The following is a 17,456-nucleotide window of genomic DNA, read 5'->3' as shown; positions in this document are numbered from 1 at the left end:
TTTTGTAATTTCTAAGCTACCCTCAATCTTTTTGTTTTTTACGATGTGTTTAATAATTTCTCCATCCGTTTTAATTTCAAAGGAGAATGTTTCTTCATGTGACACATAACCTTGTGGTGCAAATGTTTCTTTGTATGTGTACTTTCCTGCTGGGAGTTTATCGAACTTCGCAATGCCTTGTTCGTTTGTTTTTCCTTTCACGACTTCCTGTCCTTGCTCGTTATAGATCGTAAACTCTGCACCTGGTAACTTGTTGTTTCCATCGGCTACGTCTACTTTTGTAATTTCAATTGTTCCTCTAATCTTCGTATTCTTTGCAACTAGCTCAATTGTTTTCCCATTTTCAGTGATGCTAAACGGAATCGGCTCTTTTACCAGCACATAGCCCGCTGGTGATGTCTTTTCGATGAATTGGTACTTTCCGAATGGAATATTATCAATTTTGATTAACCCGTTTTTGTCTGTCTTATGCTCACTGATCTTCTTACCTTTTTCATCAGCTAGGATAAAAACAGCACCTTCTAATTTCGTTTTTCCGTCTTCATCTACTTTTACAAGCTGTACATTTCCTTTTACTTGATCGTTTTTCACTTCAAACGTAAGTGTTTGATTATGCTCTTTTACTTCAAATGGATACTTTGTTTGATTTAACAAGTAACCTTCTAATCCTTTCGTTTCCTGGAAGTAATACTTTCCAAACGGAAGAGAATTTACTTTCGCAATCCCTTCTTGATCTGTTGTTACTTTTGTGACTACCTTTCCTTCTGGCGTAAATACTGTAAACTCAACGCCTGGGAGAATCTTGCCTGTATCACTTACCTTTTTGATCTCAATATTGCCTTTAATTTGTACATTTTTCATTTCAATAACAGCAACTTCACCTGTTTTTACTTCAAAAGGCTTTGGTGTAGCATCTAACACATATCCAACAGGTGCTTTCACTTCTTTTACAGTGTATGTGCCAAGTTCTAAGTTACCCATTTCAGCGATACCGTTTTTGTCAGCTGTAATCGTTCCCATAACTTGTTGATTGCTGTTTGCGATTTCAAATACTGCGCCTGGTAGCGGCTTTTTATTTTCATCCACTTTCATGACTTTTAAGGCGCCATTTGCTTTCCAGAATACTTGTAAGTCTGTGCTGACTTGTTCTGTACTACGCTCTAATAATACAGTTGCATCTTGAATCGTACTTGTTCCTTTGTACACAACTGCATGGATATTTGTTAGATTTGAAACGACTTTTAGAGATAGTTCACTACTCTTAGAGGATTTTGGTACTTGAATACGGAACTTTTCTCCTAATTGGAACGTTTCTTTTCCTTCACCTTGTTCTGTGACAATACGAGTGCCTTGTGGTGCGTTGTTCATTTCTACGTGGAATGTACCTTTTTTTGCATTTGTTTGAACGTTGTATGTTGTTGTTTCAAAATATTCACCGTTTAATTGTGCTTCTTGTTTATCCGTTGGGATGACATTCATCCAGACATCTTGTGTATCCTGGCTTTGATTTGCCGCATGAATGATGTTCTTTGCCGCTTTTTGAACAGCCGCATTTTTGAACTGTAATTCATCAACAGAAATCTGGCCAAGTGCATTCCAAAGAGCTAATTGTGTCGCGTAATGGGCTTCTTTCCAATTAGAAACACCTAAATTTTCTGGTGTTTTCTGTGGGTACCCGTTCATTAAGACACGATAGGATACATCATCTGTTTTACCTGCTTCGGGTAAATCCTCTCCATTTGGGGATTTTAAACCGTACACTAGACAATACGCAATTTGACCACTAGCGTTCTTTAGAAGCTCTGTACGAACATCTTTGCCATACTGCGGACTATAGGCCCAATCCATCTGATACCTTTCTCGATTGATTACCTCCGCACTGGCTTGATTCAGTGGAATCAAGAAGCTCATCACAAATAAAAGTACACTCGTAAAGAGTAGTAGTGTTTGATACGATCGTTTCAAAACCATTTTTTACAGCTCCTTTAGGATTATTCAGTTTTCAAAGGACAGGATATTTAGAATTTTACCTTTCTAAATATAGAACAATATACTTTAGTCATAATTATTTCGTCTTTTAGCCGAATTTCATTTACAATACAGTTAGATAGATGTAATCAATAACATGAGGTTTATTCATTCTGTGATGGGTATTGCACGATAATATGTTGGTCTGAAAAGTTTCTCGATCGGAACTTCAAGGAAATCAGCTATTTTTTTAGCTTTATTGTCTTTCAGACTCCTTCTTCCAATTTCAACATCATATAATGTGCTGATCGGAATTTTAGCGCCTTTGGAAACTTCCTTAATACTTAAACCTTTGGATTCCCTGTATTCTCGTACAACGGTTTTGTTTTCATGTGACGCTAGCATTTTTTCACCCTCCCTTCCCTTAATTACATTGTATTCGGCTTAAAGCCGAAAGTCAACACAAAACGAATAATTTTTATTCAAAAGCGCAATTTTATTTTAAAATCCATGCAAAGGAGTTTAATTATGACCAATACATTTCTAGGACAAAACCTTAAATATCTCAGAAACTCACAAAAGCTAACTCAAAAAGAGCTAGCTTCCAGAATTGATATCTCTTATTATGCTTATAACAATTGGGAAAATGATTTAAGGGAACCAGATTTGCTATCTTTAAAAAAGTTTTCTATTTACTATGACCTTCTTATTGATGAATTAGTTAATACACAAATAATTTCATCAGATTCTATAGAAATACAAAATCAAAAACTAGATATGATAAAAAAATTAGAAAAAAAAGATGTACTAAAACCACTTGAAGAAAACTTAAAAAGACTAAGATCATTAAAAGGACTAAGTCGCAAGAAAATCGCAGAAGAATTAAATACTCCCTATAGTACCTATGCTGGTTGGGAAAATGGATTCAGAGAGCCTGACATTTCCACGCTCAATAATATAGCTTCATACTATAAAGTAAGTATAAATGATTTATTGAATCCAGAAGCGGCCGTTAGGGATGAAGATACATTAAAGCTCATCTCGCGCTTATCTAAAAACTTATTTGAAACATACATAAGCGTTCCAGATGAGCATAGAGCTGAATTAGAGAAAAAATTGATTGCCTATATGAATGAATTTAAATCTCAAAAAAAGATCAAATGAGTTTAGTTAAAGTAAGTACGTTTAAATTAACCTGTCTTTTCTATATTTTTTCCTGTACTTTCTTGTTTACATATTTGAATTAAGTCCATATATAGGTTGAAAATAGTATATACATCAGTTGTACAACAATTATTCTTAATGTTTTGCTCTAACCAACGAATATTTAATTCCATGACAATGCCACGTCCTTTTCTTATAATTTAAGAATCAGTGTCAAGGTGGTGTATTTTTTTTACAGAATCAAAAATCGCACCACCCCCTACAAAGTACGAAAGACGCTACAATAAGTAGCGTCTAATCATTTCAAAATTCAGTTTTTTAAATTTACACTCAACCAGTCCCAGGGTCTACCATCATATAAGATGTAGTTAAAGAGGGATTATCTTGAACCTTAGCAAACTTTTGAACAGGTTCGTTATGTAAGGAAGTTACTGAAATCCCTAAGATAAGTAACATGCACATTAAATATTTAGTCAACTAAATTCACCTCGCTTTTCAATAGCGCTTGTTTCACACCTCTAGCATAAAACAAGTTTCCAGATCTTTCAAAAGATATTAATGCCTCTTTTAAACCTTGTATGTCTCCAATTACTTTTGAATAAGAATATAATTGATGTGCACTAAATTCATTTTGTTCCAAAATTTTATACATTGCAAGCCCTTTTTCTCGATCTCCATGTAAACATTCATAATGAGCGTGTTCGCCAATATGAATATAATCAAAATCAATCTTATGAAGATTAAAATTATTTTCAATATAAAGATGTGCCAATGTTGTTTTAAAAGCAAAATATTTTTGAGATTTTCTAGGGACATGGATATTATCAAGAAGCTCCAAAGCTGATTCCATGTGCATTTCTGCCTTCAAAGGGTCCTCATATATGTAACTCTCTCCCAAACAACCTTTTGCAACAGCCTTAATCATCGGAATTTCTAAGTCTGATTTTAAGATTGATTCACAAACTTCTCTACATTTGTCAATTTTGTCACTCAACAAATATATATAAGCAAGCCTCTCTTTATATTGCATATATAAATGATCTTTTATATATGTCTGTTTAATGTCTTTTATAAATTTTTCAGCGTCTTTTGCGAAGGGAGCAACTGCATTTGATTCGTCCTCATCATACATAGCCACAGTATAAAGCAAATTTGATAACGCTTGACACTCTGCATTAGAAGAAAGTTTCAAATTTTTAATTTCATCAACTATTTTTTGCCCCTTAATTTCATTTTTATTTCTTCGATTAAATAAATCATAAATTAATAGGTACTGACTCACACTATCCGTATTAATATGTTTTTTTATTAATACATCTATAATCTCATAATCTCCAGAAACATGCGAATAACACAAGGCTTTCCTAATGTTCAAAGGACTTTTTATTAAGAGTATAAAGGTATTAATTTTTTGACGTCTTACCTCTAAATTGTCATATAAGATACTAACCACTTTTAAAAAGCTGTCTAATTTCATTTCATATTTGTTTTTACATTCAATTGCCCTAGTTATCTTTTCTCTACTTACTCCCGATAATTTGGCTATTTTACGTAATGTATATTTTTCGTTTATTTTTTGTGATATTTCATCCATAAGATGTTTCATTGTAGTTTCTTTTGTAATGATCTCGTTCATAGTGACAATTCCTCCTCACTAAACCCTATTAGCCCTTTACAAAATTTTAACATATCTTCATGTTTTTTATTTTAGAATATTACGAATCTTTGTCAACGTGGTTGAAAAAATAAATACTGAAAATTCTGAAAATTTATATTGGAATTTCGAATAGGTTTTATTCATCTTTTATTGATATTTTGCGAGGAACGTTTTACAATACAAATATAACAACAAAAAAAATAAACCCACCTCGAGCTTTTATCTGGCTGAAGTTTGGCGACGACACCAGATAAAAGCTCCCTAACAGGGTTCATTCACATAAAAAATTTATATGATTTTTTTTAGTATCATACTTGATACTGAAATTATACCATATTGTATATGTAATGTGAATATAGAACCTCTGTTTTTCCAGCATTTTTCTGTTTATTTTAGGTGGGAAAAATAGGAGGTTTTTTTATGCTACTAAATAACTTTTTGCTAAGTACAGCAAAACGAGAATTAAGTCCACACCTGGTTCATGTTCCGCGAGGTGCTATCAATAAAACAGTACAAAAAGTAATTAAAAATATTGATATTATTCTGTTCGATTGTGAAGGCAAAACCACTAAAGAATACTTCGTACAAACACCACGCCGCTATCAGGCATTGGAAGTTGTTTTATCTTACCTTGTACAAGAAGGATATTCTCAAATGAAACAAAATCAAATCAGTGAAAAATCGGGTATTTCTGTGCCGATCATCAACTTTATTCTGAATTGGTTAGAGGACCTTCAAGTATGTCATCAAATCAAAACAAGACGTCATGGTAAGAAGGCACCTTCTATTTACATATTAAGCCTCAATACCAATTATTTAAAAATCATTGAATACTTTAAACAAAAATGGGCGTTTTCAATTGATATGTTTTCTACATTTACAAAGTTTCTATCTAAAAAACTAAGTAAAAAACAGGAGCAATCTACAGAACAAGCCGAAAAACCAACTGTGCCTACATGCCAGGGAATAGACATATTAGATTCTGTTGCTCCTTCAAATGAAGAAGTAGAAGAAAAACAGCCAATAAATGCCCCTGATTTGGGTGAAAAGTTAGAACTAAGATTCCGCGAAATGGATGAGTTTATGAGTAAAGATCAAAAGAAACTGTATATGTATATCATAAGTAAAGATACAAATATTACTGAAAAAGATGCTTATACAATCGCATTGCGTATGCCGCCAGACGTAGATTGGGAAGCACGAAAGACTTTTGAGGATTGTGTACAGTTTTTTGAGATAAACAAATCACAAGAAAGTACGCCTGCACATTTCATAACAATCTATACAAAACAGTTAACTGCAAATAGGAAGCGTAGACAGCAACAAGCGAAAGAAAACATAAGAAATATAGGATTGAGAAAATCAAATAAGAGTAAAATCCCGTTTGATTTATTCAAAAAGATGCTCGATCCAAACGCTTAAATCGTATTTTTCACAAAAAAATAATTGTTTTATAGCCTTGTTCAAAAAAATCCCCCCTAACAAGGCTTTTTGTCATGCCATTCTTTATTTTAATAGATTAAACATATTATCAATCTATTATATTTTTATAAATTAAGGACGTTTTTCACAACAAATCCACTATGAATTTAAACCCGAATTGAACCTGCTTTTAAATTAGTAATTAAATAAGAAAAATTTTCTAATCCCTTGTGAGAGTAAGGCTTATTGAGCAAAAATAAATCCTAATGTATTTAATTGTTTTAATTTTTTTTAAAACAAGATTTATTAATAAAAAGTATCCTATATTGGGAGTTTCTTTTTTTATAAACTTCTACATATCATCACTAAATTGATCTATATACGAAAATAAAATCCTCATTTTCTCTTAATATGCAAATCTACAATATTTTAGTTACTCAACATATTTCCGAACAAACACACTATTTATGAGTAGCTTTATTCGTTTATTTTCCTACATATCATGATGATCTTTTATCTATTATCATTTCTAATCCTATCTAAACATACAGCAAAAACACTGATGTCTTAGTTATGTCAAAGTGATGCAAATATGATTCCTATCTAGTGTATACATGATGATAGGCGGCATCATTTCGGCATGAGTGAAAAGTCAGTTTGATATATGTAAACTCTAGCTTTTTTCTACTTACATAAAGAAAAAGAAAAACGAAGCTCTCCTGGTAAGGGTATCTTGATTCAGCTATGAATCAGATTCCGTTGCCAGGCAGATTTTCAAAAAACTACGTAGGCGGGGCGGCGGCCATTCCCATTCCTCGCATATCGTCCTCCCTCAATCTCGGCCCATCATTCGCCTTCTACACATTCCCATACATCTATATATTCCCCTATATCACAACTACACGTCCTGTCTAGCCAGGCCCATATGTCTCCGCATAGCCCCGCAATGTCTCGGCTATGGCATCTCACACAAGCCTCCTCGAAAAACGTCACGACCTAGAATCCCCTATTGCTTGTTTGTATGGTTCTCGCTTATAATTGCGGTACACAATTTTTAGGGCAAAGGAGTATATAAAAATGACATGGGAACTTTCTGTTGATGTTTTCCTTTCTGATTTATTAAAACATGGCCGTAAATCTTCCACCGTTAAACAATACCGCTACGATCTCACACTTTTTACATCTTGGATTCAGAAACACGTCAAATTGCCTCCAGAATCGTTTTTCCGTTCTTTTGATACAAATGTATTAGACAGATACTTAAAAGCGTTTAAAAAGGAACGTGGAGCGTCAATTTCTAATATCAAACGTGTACGAGGTATTCTAATTAACTTTTTACAATTTCATGGTGCGGCCCAGGATTTAAAAAGTAATGTCTCCCCTCCTGGACTGACTTCCAAACACTTTGCATCAGACAAAGAAATTAGAAAGCTATTCCGCGTCATGCGTAGTTATAACGGGTTAACCGACTACCAGGCATCAGGCAGAAAGTTTATTCTGGAACGTAACCTTTTATTGATCCACTTCATGTTAGATTATGGGCTATCTATCCAGGACATTCTCACGCTATCCATGCATGATATACACTTTGGGAGTAATACGATTACCCCAGGAGGGCTACACGCCCACAAACGATCCATTACCCTTTCAAAAGAACATGTAAAACTTGCCTTATCGTATTACAACAAGATTCCTAATCTTGTTAGACCGCGCCAACAAACGGGCGACCCCTTCTTTGTGGCGTTTGATTTCGGCCCGCAAACATTCCGCTGGGACTATGAAAACGATCAACCCGCCCCTTTAACTCGAATCGCTATACAACGCATGTTACAGAAAGAAGCGAAACGCGCTGAAATCCATATAACGCCTACCATGCTACGGAACCGTTTTATATTAAATGCGCTACAGAATGCCATGAAACCCATTGAAATCAAAGCATTTTTGGGATTAAAAAGCGTTGAGGCCCTACATAGATACGTTCAATTTTGGAATAAACAGCAATAAAAAGAGTTTCATGTAAGCAACAAAAGCCCTGGTGCAATCAAAACCAGGGCTTTTGTTATGCTGTTTTTTAACACTAAAAATAATTTCTAAAAAAATTCAAAATAAGTAAAAAAATGCTTGTTTTGTGCGCTAGCGCATGATAAAATAAAATTAACAAATGCGCTAGCGCATTAAAACAATAAAAAAGGAGCTGTTGACCATGAAATTCTTTCAAAGCGTCACTACCTTAGAGGAACTGAAAAAGCAATATAAAAAATTAGCAAAGAAACACCATCCCGATTGTGGCGGGAAACATGAAGATTTTATCGCATTAAAGAAAGAGTATGACAGACTTTTTGAACAGCTACATAGTAACTCTGGAACACAAAACAATGGAGCATACCAAAACATCATAGACGAACTTATCAAATACGATATTGAAATTGAGATCATTGGGACTTGGATTTGGGTAACAGGAAACACTTATTCTTTAAAAACTGAATTAAAAGAGTTAGGGTTTAAATGGGCATCTAAGAAAAAGGCTTGGTACTGGTACGAAGGAGAGTATAAGAAGTTTCATAACAAAGACTTCTCACTCGATGAAATTCGCACAATGCACGAAGTGAAGCGCATCAAGAAAAACAAGCCAAAACTTGAAGCATAAGAGGGGATTCCCCCTCTTATCTTTCTCAAAAAAGGAGATGCCCGAATGTATGTAAATGCAAATTGTGAAAAATTTAAGCACATATACGATATGAAAAGATTAAAGAGTTATAGTGACATGGTTGATCGGGATATAGAAAGATTAGAAGAAATAATAAAAAAACTTAAAAATTATCAAATGGATATATATGAACATGCTCAAACTGTTGCAAATACTGAATTTAAAAGCGTTGTGACACTTATTAGAAGAAGAGATTATTCTACAAATCATGTGAAATACCAAGTACAACTAGAAATGCGACCAAACGTCAGTACAGATTATATAGAAAATGAACGAGTGTACGGTTTTTACAAACATGAAAAAATGTTTACAGGTAGAGAACGTCACCTGGCTTTAAAATATGCGGATCATCTTGCAAAGCAATATCATTGCGAAATTGAAAGGAAGGGATTTTATGCAAAGAAAATTTAGGCTTCCAGACGATGTCTGGGAGCAATTTCTAAAAAAAACAAGTGCCCCAGGAGAAACATTACGCTTATTAGTGATTAATTACAATAATGATGATAGCGACCCATTAGAAGAAGTCATGGGCGTTGAAGAAGCCGCCGAAAAGTGGGATATGCCACCAGGAACAATTAAAAATTTATGTGCCGCGGGAGAAGTAAAAGCCAAAAAAATAGGTAACAGGTGGATTATTTCAAAAAGACAGTCGGCCCCTCGATCTAAAAACAATTAAATTATGTAAAAATCAATAAAAGTCAATACAAATGAATACAAGTAAATACGAATCAATACGAAAAACACTTGTATTTTAATGATTTTTATAGATTTTCACTAATAATTTTGTATTGACTTGTATTAAATTGTATTAATTTGTGTGTAATTGTATTGACTTTTCGAAAGGGTTTAGCATATAATGGAATTAAGTTAATCGATAAAAAATAATCTTTAGGAGGTTTTTATATATGGCAATTCTTAAAGCTGGTGCGGATGCGGGAAACAGTGGTTTAAAGTTAAATGTATTAGGTCTTGATCCTTTATTCATACCAAGTATTTATTCACATCACATTGGAGAAGCAACAAACATTTTGAGTGATGAGGATATTTCTGTTGAAGATTTAGAAAACAACATTGATGTTACAATTTCATCACCTACCTTAAAAGCAAACAATCTGCGTTACATTATTGGTCAAAAAGTGATTGATGAAAACATTAAAGGTATTGAAATGGAAAAGAAATCGGATAAATCGAAAGATGATCTTGTGCTACTTGTTACATTAGCTGGTTTAGCAATTACAGCTATGAAAAAACAACCAAATAAAGATAAAATTGATGTTACTTATGATCTTTCTGTTGCATTACCTGTCGCAACAATTACGCCTCAAACAGCACAAGAATTTGTAGAGCGTTATATGAATCATCATACGGTAAAATTCCATCACCCAAGCGGACGTGAAGTAGTAGTTAATATCCAAATTGAATTTTGCAAGTGTTTACCAGAAGGTGCGGCGGGTTCATGGGGAATCGTTTATGATGAAAAAGGTAAAACCATCAAAAGAAAAGTAGAAGCTACAGAGGGCAAAACTACAGAAATAGACTTTGTTGACAAAACAATATTATCTTTCGATATTGGCGCTGGTACGACAGAAGAAGTTGTTTCTCATGGCGTTAGTTTTAAACATAAAATGAGTCGTGGTTTACCATATGGAGTGAAAGAAACTTTACTTGATATTATCAAGGTTTGGAACTTAAACAATAAACAAAAGACAATAGACAGTATTGCTGAATTTAATGCAATTTATCTTGATTCTGAACATCCTCGTCATATTCGTTTAAAAGAGGCATCACGTGGCGCATTATTAGGTTTAGCAAATCGAATTGCAACTGATATTATTAATAAAATTGATGATATGAAAGATGATCCGTATGTATTCATTTATGGTGGCGGTGCCGCAATCGTAAAAGAAAGCCTACAGCAAATTTTAGAGCAAAAAGGACGTTTAACAAATGTTATTTTCTTAAAAGACCCACTTTTCGTAAATGCACGCGGATTACTTGTGTACACATGCTCTCCAAGATTTGAAGAATTAAAAGAAAAAGCACTTGCTCCTGTCGGTGAAAAATAATGGCTCGTAAAATATACAAAGCTGGTGATAGAGCAAATGTCTATATTAAGAAAGACATTTCACCAGACATGATCGATTTTATTAACAAACAAAGTGATCTTACAATGTTCTTTTTGTATGCGGCACAACAACTTCATAAACAAATCGGTAATGTAGATGTAGCGGAAATTTTACCACGTAAATATACATTTGCACTGGATAACGAAATACAACCTTTACCAATCAAACATGATGAAGGTTCAAAAACTGTTCATACACCTGTTTCGAATCAAACTCATATCGAAACAAGTCAAGAAATAACGAATCTTAGGGAATCCAATGATGAAGAAGAAAATACATCGTGGACTAAACTGAATGATTTAGAAGATGATCCATATGCATAATGCAAAGAAAGAGTTGTTCTTTTATAAGAGCAACTCTTTTTCTTTTAATTTATAATAAAAGTATCAAAGAAAAGGGAGAGAAGTTCATGGCTTATGATCTCGTTGCAGACAAACTTTATAGTGTTGACTTTGAAGAATTAGAAATTATGTTTAAAAGAAATAATTTACTGAATTTTCAGCATCAAGATGAATGGCTTAATAGTTGGTTAGAAATATTAAAAAAAGCGGATCAAGACACAAATATCCAAATCGAAAATAAAAATAAAAACAACCTCTCTTTTGAAGGGTTTGAAATTTTTCAAAAAAAAATAATTCTTCCTTCATTTACATTTTATTTGAATTTTGTAATCACAGGAGCCCGCCTTTTCATAAAAAAAACAAACCCAAGAATCCAAAAAATCTCATTGTATAGTATACAGAATAAGTCATTTCCCTTAGATTGGACCCCTACTGACAACTGGAAGGGTTCTGTAAATAACCAAAAACCGATTATATGCACACAGTTTCCATTCGACATGAATGAATACCTATTAATTGATGGAAACCATCGATTAACAGCGAAAATAAATACACGACAAAAATCTGTAAAATCGTATATTATTAGTGCACGAGAAATCATAGATCATAATATATTACCAATGTCAATTGATGCAACTATGTATCTATTTATCATGGAAACCTCAAACTTTTCGAAAGCATTATCAGAAAATAAATACACCCATCAACAAATTTTTGATTCTTCTTTAATACATTCAACATTTAAAGGAGTTTTAAATTAATAAAAAAGAGTTGTTCTTTCATAAGAGCAACTCTTTTTTACTAGGAATATCTTTGTATTGATTTGAAAATCATGAAGATTATTAAAGAAAATACTTACAAAGACTTGATTAAACAAAGATTACACTTCAATATTGAATTTGAACGACCTTTGAGCGAGGGAGGATAAACATATGAATGATACACCATCACAAGAACGCGCTTACTGGACACATGAAGTGTCTGAACAACTACAAATATCTGATAGCACTTTAAAACGATGGGCGAACGAACTAGAAGTGAGCGGGTATAAATTCGCAAAAGGTGCAAATGACAGTCGCGCATTTACCGCTCATGATATACAAGCATTAGAAAAATATAGGTATTTGACCAAAAAACAAAAAGTAAAAAAAGAAGAGGCCGCAACAGCTGTTGTAGAAGAGTTTAAAGAAAAAACGAGCGATTGGGCGCCCCCCGCTCATCAAGAAAACGAACTTACTTTGACTAGCTCACAAGTCGCTCAAACTTTAGAAACTTTCATGAGACAACTTCAAGAGCAAGAGAAAACGAATCAACAGATTCTACAAGAATTACAGTCTGCTAACGAGTTAAATAAAAATCTATTGTTGCAATATGAACAATTGAAACGGGATTTTGATGAAATGCGTGAATCACAAAAACTTATAGCGTCCACCCAAGAGCAAAAACAAGGATTTTGGTCTAAGCTCTTTTCAAAAAATAAAGACGTATGATGAAAAACTACATCATGCGTCTTTATTTTTGTTCCACTACACAAATTATTTTTCTTCAAAACTAAATTCTAATTTGCTGTTTGCAATTTAAATCTTTTTTTATATTTTCTTGCATGTAAATGTCAAAATGTTTTTGGAAGCCGCCTTGCAAAGATTTGTTGTATGATGCGTAAGTCAAATCTTTGCATTATATGTATACCAGATTACTAGTTAAAAATTAACAGAATCGTTCGTTGGATTGTTTCATAAAAATTCTACTTTCTCCCCATATTTTAAAAAATATTAAACTCTATAGAATAGATTCTAAAAAATCTGTCCAAACTTGTAACCAAATTATACAAGTTTAGGAGAGATGAAAAGTGTTTTTCAAAGATAATAAAACCATATTAAAAAAATGGCTGGATCGTCATGGAATAGAACAACAAAAAATCGCACGTACTGCTGGTATTTCTTTACCAACAATGACAAAGGCTTGTCGTGACAAAACGTATATTCCAACACCCCTTGTAATGAAAAAACTCTTGAAAGTTATTAGAAAAATAGACCCCTACGCACAACCACATGATTTTTGGAAAATGTAAAAAGGCACAAGAACCATTGCTCTTGTGCCTTTACTTTATCCGTACTGTTTTTGTAAATCGATCCAGGATCGGCCATACATGCGAGAATGCCTTTTTGTTAGAAAACTATTATCGTATTTTGCTTTAACCGGTGGAGCCATTTTACAAATGAACGATGGTTGCATTTCTCCACCAGCTCTTACACTGATAATCGCATGATGTGCGGGTATTTTATATGCTTGTTCTAATGAAATTGTATCCTCAAATCGATGCTTAGACAGTTCGAATGTCTTTGTATGATCGTTCATAAATAAAAATTGTTGTACGCCGCCACCTTGTAAATTCTCTTGTAATGATGGTTTCAATTTATTCCAATGATGAAATGCATAGATGCTCCCTAATCTCTCTTTTCTTCCCTCTGTACTCACTCTACCCATCAGTTTTGTTAATCCTTCACTTTCAAATTGTTCGGGTTCATTAAAGATAATAAACGCCCCATTTTCTTGCTCCTTTTTAGGCATTAATAATCTGGTCATGAAGGTTTTTAGTGTAATCCAATGAACCAGGGTTTTTACCGCATGTTCTCCTAATCCCCTGGCATTCGGAACCCTTAAAATGATAACTTTTCCTTCTTGCATCCATTTACCAAAATCAAGTTCTTTCAATGGGTCTTGTGCAAAGATATCATACAATCTTTCATTCCCAAAAAAGCGGTTTAATCTGGTTATGATGGGATCACACTTATTCCCAAATTGTTCATTATCTCCCCACTGTATCAGCTCATTAGCAAGACGCAAATTCCCTTCATTCACTAATTCTTGAATGCGATTTACCCGAAAGTCCTCATCTTCTATAATACGTTTAATATTAAATAGACTTCCTTTACTTGCTTTGGCCGCATCCGTTAAATATTTTTCACTTCGGCTTAATCCTTCAATTTGCATGAAATCAATCATTTCATCTGCAAATCTTGAAGCACCGTTCCGCCCTAGCTTTGTAATTACTTCTGTTAAATCTAGAGGTGGGATATAATCACTGTCGTTTAAATCCAGATCAATAATGTTTTCTGGTGGTAATGCATCACGAATCCCGTCTGCCATACCCCGCCCACCTTCTTCTACAATTGCATCTGGTATGATAAAACTAATCTTATGTTTTGTATTTCCCTCAATAACAAAATTCTTAATTGCTGTATCTTTACCAGCCCCCTGTCCTCCTATAAAGACGTAACCTCTATAAAAATTATCTGGATTATCTATTGGCATATAGATTGGTATTTTTTGATCTTTCAATTCCGAATGTCCCAAAAATATTCCTTTCTCATCCCGCATAATCGCTGGTATCTCAATTTCAACTTTCTTTTTTACACTCAATGCATCTGCATATTTTCGTTGCAACTCTTTTACAGGCATTTGCAAAGCTAATTTGCTCATTTCATCGGTACTCATCAAATTTACATTCGGATCAAACTTTGTCTTGCTTGATAGTTCGAATGTATTTAATTCCTGTAATATTTCTGTTTGGCGTTTTCTCATTCTTATTTTTACGCCATGTAGTTCATTCGTTTCTGATAAATCCATCATAGAAAGTGCTAAGGTTTCCCCCATTGTCTCCCTGGTTAACCGATCATGGGAATGTGAGGCCACCCGTATACGCGTTTTAAAAACAGGCTGATTTCCTTTGTCATAACTCACACGATTTGTTCCAACTTCATCAGCGGTTGTATGTGCCTTTTTAATGATGTGCTCTTTGCTAAATTTTTTATCTGATTTAAAAAAAGCGTTCGAGAACGCCTGGAATGTATCAGTTAATAAATCATTTATTTCATTAATAACAGCCGCAACACCAATTTTAGCCCCTGTTACAAGTCGTTTGCCGCTCATATTAACCCGTTGGGGTGGTTTCCCCTTCTTTAACTTTTCAATGGCCCAGGAAGCGTTTTTCACCCATTTCTGGCGGTTTTCCGCTTCATTACAGATACTCAATCGGCAAATGTCTCCATCATAACTTAGTTCATCAATAACACTTAAAATATTACCAATAGGCGTTTTTGTATCGTTGCTATTTGTATTTAGAGAAAAGATATCATGTTTCAAATATCGCATTTCTTGTACAATTGTATTTTCATTAGAAATTTGCAAATCTGATATACCCGCTTCCTTAATTGTCACACTCATTTTGTTCTCTAGTTTTCTTTTGAGCTTTAATGCTTGATATTCGCTAGTTGCTACATAAAATTCAATTTTCTTCTGGCCCTTTTCTTGTTTGAAAACAACATCAAACCAGAAATAGTCCTTTTCACGATAATGAAATGTAATCCCTTTTCTTTCTATACGACTTCCCATACTTTCGTACATTTCATACATCTTATGGATCGCCCGCCATAAACGCTTTGTATTATTAGATACATCGGCATGAGGAATAATCCGATATACAACCATTTTGTTTTTTTCTACTTGTAAAAATTGTTTTAAAGAATATATCTCTTTTCTTTTAAACCATGATTTTTTTATTTTCTTAGGTTCATATAATACTGGCAAATATTCATTTTGTGCCAAAACAGGAAGGTTTGTATTTTCTTTATCGCATATAATAAAGCCTTCTCCCTGTATCATTTTTAGGCCCCTCCTAATATACATATTGCTAAGATAAGTCCGCCTGCGAAATAGGCGAGCGGCTTCATCATGCCGCCTTTGTTTGTCATTGAACCTATCATGATAAATCCAGCTGTCACCAATGCACCATATCCCATAATATCGGGCAAATTTAGAATAAACCAATGACCTAATTCGCTTACTATATCAACCATAAATTCACCAACTGGCTTGAAAATCCATTCCATTTCCTTCCCTACAATAGCATCACTAAAATTATTTAATTGATCTAAAAAAGAACCCTCTTTTGCCTTTTCTCCAATATACCCAGCTGTATTAGCCGCAATCATTTTTCCACCTTCTAAAATGAATTTCACAAGGACCCCTCCTTTTAAATTCCCTTTAAAAAGTCTCTTATGTCAACCGCATGTCTAGCCAAGATATACCCACAACATGCACCAATTAAAATTTCTATTGCCTTTGTACGGTGACCCAATGCCCAGGCCGCGCCCGAAAAGATAATAACTAAAACTACGCCCGCATCAAACCCGTTCATAATGGCACTATGAACATTGCCAAACGTCCCATTAACTCCCGCGGCAAATGTTACCTTTGGAAGTATTAATATTAATGAACTCCCTGTAGCGGTAAAAACCTTTTTAAGTACGTTCTTACTATTTGTTTCTTTATGTGCTTTCTTTTTATAACTTTGGTCCATAAAAGAGCGAAAAGAAATCGTTTCTGTCTTAGTCATGATGCAACACCCCTCGTATAATTTTAAAAGAACTACACATACTACTTATAAATGAAAAGTAGGAGGTCTAACGATATGCATGTTGCTATTGCTGTCGCTGTAGGCGCGATTATTGGATCACTTGTAAATATTTTTGTTGGGTAAAAATATAGGCAGTGAGCTTTTTGAAGGCTCCTGTCTTTTTGTTTGCGCCTTAATTTGTTCAATACGTTCCGCGGCACTTAATTTCTTCTTTTCTGTTACATTCTGTTCGTTTTGTTGAATTGGTGACGGTACTTGTTTTCTATCCTCTTCGCATGTCATTTTCTTATGTTTATCGGGTATATCGTTCCAGATCAATTTCTTTACATAACCCGAAAAATTTTTACGTTTTACATGCTGTAACATGATCCGATCCTTTTCATTCTTCTTATTAAATGCTACAGGTTTACTAAACTTTGATCTTTCCATTCTATTCACCCTCCCCGATGTGACCGATAATATCGGTATTACTAAAACGTATTCCTTTCTGTTTGTACGTTATTCACCTTTTTATACAAAAAAATTCTCTACTTTTTTATTTAATCGATATGAGCGGTAATATCACTTTTCCCATAAAAAAATGACCCTTTTAGGCCACATTTTTAATCATTAGCTATCAGCGTGCTTTACGCTATTAGCTATATGTATGAGA

General features: G+C 33.9%; 19 protein-coding genes. 11 read left to right on the top strand and 8 right to left on the bottom strand.

Annotation, left to right across the window (positions count from 1 at the left end; genetic code table 11):
* Both DN401_RS12580 and DN401_RS12575 read right to left on the bottom strand, forming a co-directional pair.
* Window positions 1-1,971: thioester domain-containing protein (locus DN401_RS12580; protein ID WP_149287718.1), on the bottom strand; the 1,971-nt coding region annotated here is incomplete at its 3' end.
* 165 nt (window positions 1,972-2,136) lie between these two features.
* Window positions 2,137-2,373 carry a helix-turn-helix domain-containing protein gene (locus DN401_RS12575; RefSeq protein ID WP_097842849.1) on the bottom strand — a complete coding sequence of 79 codons (237 nt, stop codon included), beginning with the start codon at window positions 2,371-2,373 and terminating at the stop codon, window positions 2,137-2,139.
* Between the two features lie 123 nt (window positions 2,374-2,496).
* Here DN401_RS12575 and DN401_RS12570 point away from each other — a divergent pair, with 123 nt between their 5' ends.
* Window positions 2,497-3,132: a helix-turn-helix domain-containing protein gene (locus tag DN401_RS12570; RefSeq protein ID WP_000185548.1), complete on the top strand. Its 636-nt coding sequence runs from the start codon at window positions 2,497-2,499 to the stop codon at window positions 3,130-3,132.
* 330 nt (window positions 3,133-3,462) lie between these two features.
* Here DN401_RS12570 and DN401_RS29815 read toward each other — a convergent pair whose 3' ends face one another.
* Both DN401_RS29815 and DN401_RS12565 read right to left on the bottom strand, forming a co-directional pair.
* Complete coding sequence (locus DN401_RS29815) at window positions 3,463-3,609, bottom strand: hypothetical protein (RefSeq protein ID WP_000170515.1); 147 nt, start codon at window positions 3,607-3,609, stop codon at window positions 3,463-3,465.
* Entirely contained in the window at window positions 3,602-4,768 is a 1,167-nt protein-coding gene (locus DN401_RS12565; RefSeq protein WP_149287717.1) for an AimR family lysis-lysogeny pheromone receptor, read from the bottom strand. The genes DN401_RS29815 and DN401_RS12565 overlap by 8 nt, the downstream gene beginning before the upstream one ends.
* A 441-nt stretch (window positions 4,769-5,209) precedes the next feature.
* On the opposite strand from DN401_RS12565, the gene DN401_RS12560 reads away from it, so the two are divergent.
* From DN401_RS12560 to DN401_RS12515, 10 genes are all read left to right on the top strand, one after another.
* The gene (locus DN401_RS12560) at window positions 5,210-6,211 is read left to right on the top strand and encodes a Replicase RepFR55 (protein WP_149287716.1); all 1,002 of its coding nucleotides are present in this window, start codon (window positions 5,210-5,212) and stop codon (window positions 6,209-6,211) included.
* 1,077 nt (window positions 6,212-7,288) lie between these two features.
* Entirely contained in the window at window positions 7,289-8,215 is a 927-nt protein-coding gene (locus tag DN401_RS12555) for a tyrosine-type recombinase/integrase (protein ID WP_149287715.1), read from the top strand.
* A gap of 199 nt (window positions 8,216-8,414) precedes the next feature.
* The gene (locus tag DN401_RS12550; RefSeq protein ID WP_099685963.1) at window positions 8,415-8,858 is read left to right on the top strand and encodes a molecular chaperone DnaJ; all 444 of its coding nucleotides are present in this window, start codon (window positions 8,415-8,417) and stop codon (window positions 8,856-8,858) included.
* Between the two features lie 45 nt (window positions 8,859-8,903).
* Window positions 8,904-9,329 (top strand): hypothetical protein, encoded by a 426-nt coding sequence (locus DN401_RS12545; RefSeq protein WP_149287714.1) that lies wholly within the window; start codon window positions 8,904-8,906, stop codon window positions 9,327-9,329.
* Window positions 9,313-9,594, top strand: a complete 282-nt coding sequence (locus DN401_RS12540) for a helix-turn-helix domain-containing protein (RefSeq protein ID WP_001189040.1) — start codon at window positions 9,313-9,315, stop codon at window positions 9,592-9,594. The genes DN401_RS12545 and DN401_RS12540 overlap by 17 nt, the downstream gene beginning before the upstream one ends.
* A 229-nt stretch (window positions 9,595-9,823) precedes the next feature.
* Complete coding sequence (locus DN401_RS12535) at window positions 9,824-10,984, top strand: ParM/StbA family protein (RefSeq protein WP_098164928.1); 1,161 nt, start codon at window positions 9,824-9,826, stop codon at window positions 10,982-10,984.
* Window positions 10,984-11,367, top strand: a complete 384-nt coding sequence (locus DN401_RS12530) for a hypothetical protein (RefSeq protein WP_123805425.1) — start codon at window positions 10,984-10,986, stop codon at window positions 11,365-11,367. The genes DN401_RS12535 and DN401_RS12530 overlap by 1 nt, the downstream gene beginning before the upstream one ends.
* 86 nt (window positions 11,368-11,453) lie before the next feature.
* Window positions 11,454-12,146, top strand: coding sequence for a hypothetical protein (locus tag DN401_RS12525; RefSeq protein WP_255481307.1), 693 nt, complete (start codon window positions 11,454-11,456; stop codon window positions 12,144-12,146).
* A 171-nt stretch (window positions 12,147-12,317) separates the two neighbouring features.
* Complete coding sequence (locus DN401_RS12520; protein ID WP_098976784.1) at window positions 12,318-12,875, top strand: MerR family transcriptional regulator; 558 nt, start codon at window positions 12,318-12,320, stop codon at window positions 12,873-12,875.
* Between the two features lie 359 nt (window positions 12,876-13,234).
* Entirely contained in the window at window positions 13,235-13,456 is a 222-nt protein-coding gene (locus DN401_RS12515) for a helix-turn-helix domain-containing protein (RefSeq protein ID WP_000465160.1), read from the top strand.
* A 35-nt stretch (window positions 13,457-13,491) separates the two neighbouring features.
* Here the strand turns inward: DN401_RS12515 and DN401_RS12510 are convergent, their stop codons facing one another.
* The 4 genes from DN401_RS12510 to DN401_RS12495 form a co-directional block, all read right to left on the bottom strand.
* Window positions 13,492-16,050, bottom strand: coding sequence for an ATP-binding protein (locus DN401_RS12510; protein WP_149287712.1), 2,559 nt, complete (start codon window positions 16,048-16,050; stop codon window positions 13,492-13,494).
* 2 nt (window positions 16,051-16,052) lie between these two features.
* Window positions 16,053-16,406 carry a hypothetical protein gene (locus DN401_RS12505; RefSeq protein WP_000668764.1) on the bottom strand — a complete coding sequence of 118 codons (354 nt, stop codon included), beginning with the start codon at window positions 16,404-16,406 and terminating at the stop codon, window positions 16,053-16,055.
* Window positions 16,407-16,420: 14 nt separating this feature from the next.
* On the bottom strand, window positions 16,421-16,783 hold the full coding sequence (locus DN401_RS12500) for a hypothetical protein (protein WP_000167718.1): 363 nt from the start codon (window positions 16,781-16,783) through the stop codon (window positions 16,421-16,423).
* A 117-nt stretch (window positions 16,784-16,900) separates the two neighbouring features.
* On the bottom strand, window positions 16,901-17,233 hold the full coding sequence (locus DN401_RS12495) for a hypothetical protein (RefSeq protein WP_149287711.1): 333 nt from the start codon (window positions 17,231-17,233) through the stop codon (window positions 16,901-16,903).
* Window positions 17,234-17,456 lie beyond the last annotated feature (223 nt).

It is taken from the genome of Bacillus sp. BF2-3, from assembly GCF_008368795.1.
Classification (GTDB): domain Bacteria; phylum Bacillota; class Bacilli; order Bacillales; family Bacillaceae_G; genus Bacillus_A; species Bacillus_A cereus.
Note: the sequence above shows the minus strand (reverse complement) of the source record. Positions and strands in the feature narration are given on the sequence as shown.

What these genes read in the sequence shown, in the direction of transcription:
- DN401_RS12530 (WP_123805425.1), top strand. Translation starts at nt 10,984, where the DNA reads ATGGCTCGTAAAATATACAAAGCTGGTGATAGAGCAAATGTCTATATT.
- DN401_RS12510 (WP_149287712.1), bottom strand. Translation starts at nt 16,050, where the DNA reads ATGATACAGGGAGAAGGCTTTATTATATGCGATAAAGAAAATACAAAC.
- DN401_RS12570 (WP_000185548.1), top strand. Translation starts at nt 2,497, where the DNA reads ATGACCAATACATTTCTAGGACAAAACCTTAAATATCTCAGAAACTCA.
- DN401_RS12535 (WP_098164928.1), top strand. Translation starts at nt 9,824, where the DNA reads ATGGCAATTCTTAAAGCTGGTGCGGATGCGGGAAACAGTGGTTTAAAG.
- DN401_RS12550 (WP_099685963.1), top strand. Translation starts at nt 8,415, where the DNA reads ATGAAATTCTTTCAAAGCGTCACTACCTTAGAGGAACTGAAAAAGCAA.
- DN401_RS12575 (WP_097842849.1), bottom strand. Translation starts at nt 2,373, where the DNA reads ATGCTAGCGTCACATGAAAACAAAACCGTTGTACGAGAATACAGGGAA.
- DN401_RS12545 (WP_149287714.1), top strand. Translation starts at nt 8,904, where the DNA reads ATGTATGTAAATGCAAATTGTGAAAAATTTAAGCACATATACGATATG.
- DN401_RS12500 (WP_000167718.1), bottom strand. Translation starts at nt 16,783, where the DNA reads ATGACTAAGACAGAAACGATTTCTTTTCGCTCTTTTATGGACCAAAGT.
- DN401_RS12520 (WP_098976784.1), top strand. Translation starts at nt 12,318, where the DNA reads ATGAATGATACACCATCACAAGAACGCGCTTACTGGACACATGAAGTG.
- DN401_RS12565 (WP_149287717.1), bottom strand. Translation starts at nt 4,768, where the DNA reads ATGAACGAGATCATTACAAAAGAAACTACAATGAAACATCTTATGGAT.
- DN401_RS12560 (WP_149287716.1), top strand. Translation starts at nt 5,210, where the DNA reads ATGCTACTAAATAACTTTTTGCTAAGTACAGCAAAACGAGAATTAAGT.
- DN401_RS12495 (WP_149287711.1), bottom strand. Translation starts at nt 17,233, where the DNA reads ATGGAAAGATCAAAGTTTAGTAAACCTGTAGCATTTAATAAGAAGAAT.
- DN401_RS12540 (WP_001189040.1), top strand. Translation starts at nt 9,313, where the DNA reads ATGCAAAGAAAATTTAGGCTTCCAGACGATGTCTGGGAGCAATTTCTA.
- DN401_RS12525 (WP_255481307.1), top strand. Translation starts at nt 11,454, where the DNA reads ATGGCTTATGATCTCGTTGCAGACAAACTTTATAGTGTTGACTTTGAA.
- DN401_RS12555 (WP_149287715.1), top strand. Translation starts at nt 7,289, where the DNA reads ATGACATGGGAACTTTCTGTTGATGTTTTCCTTTCTGATTTATTAAAA.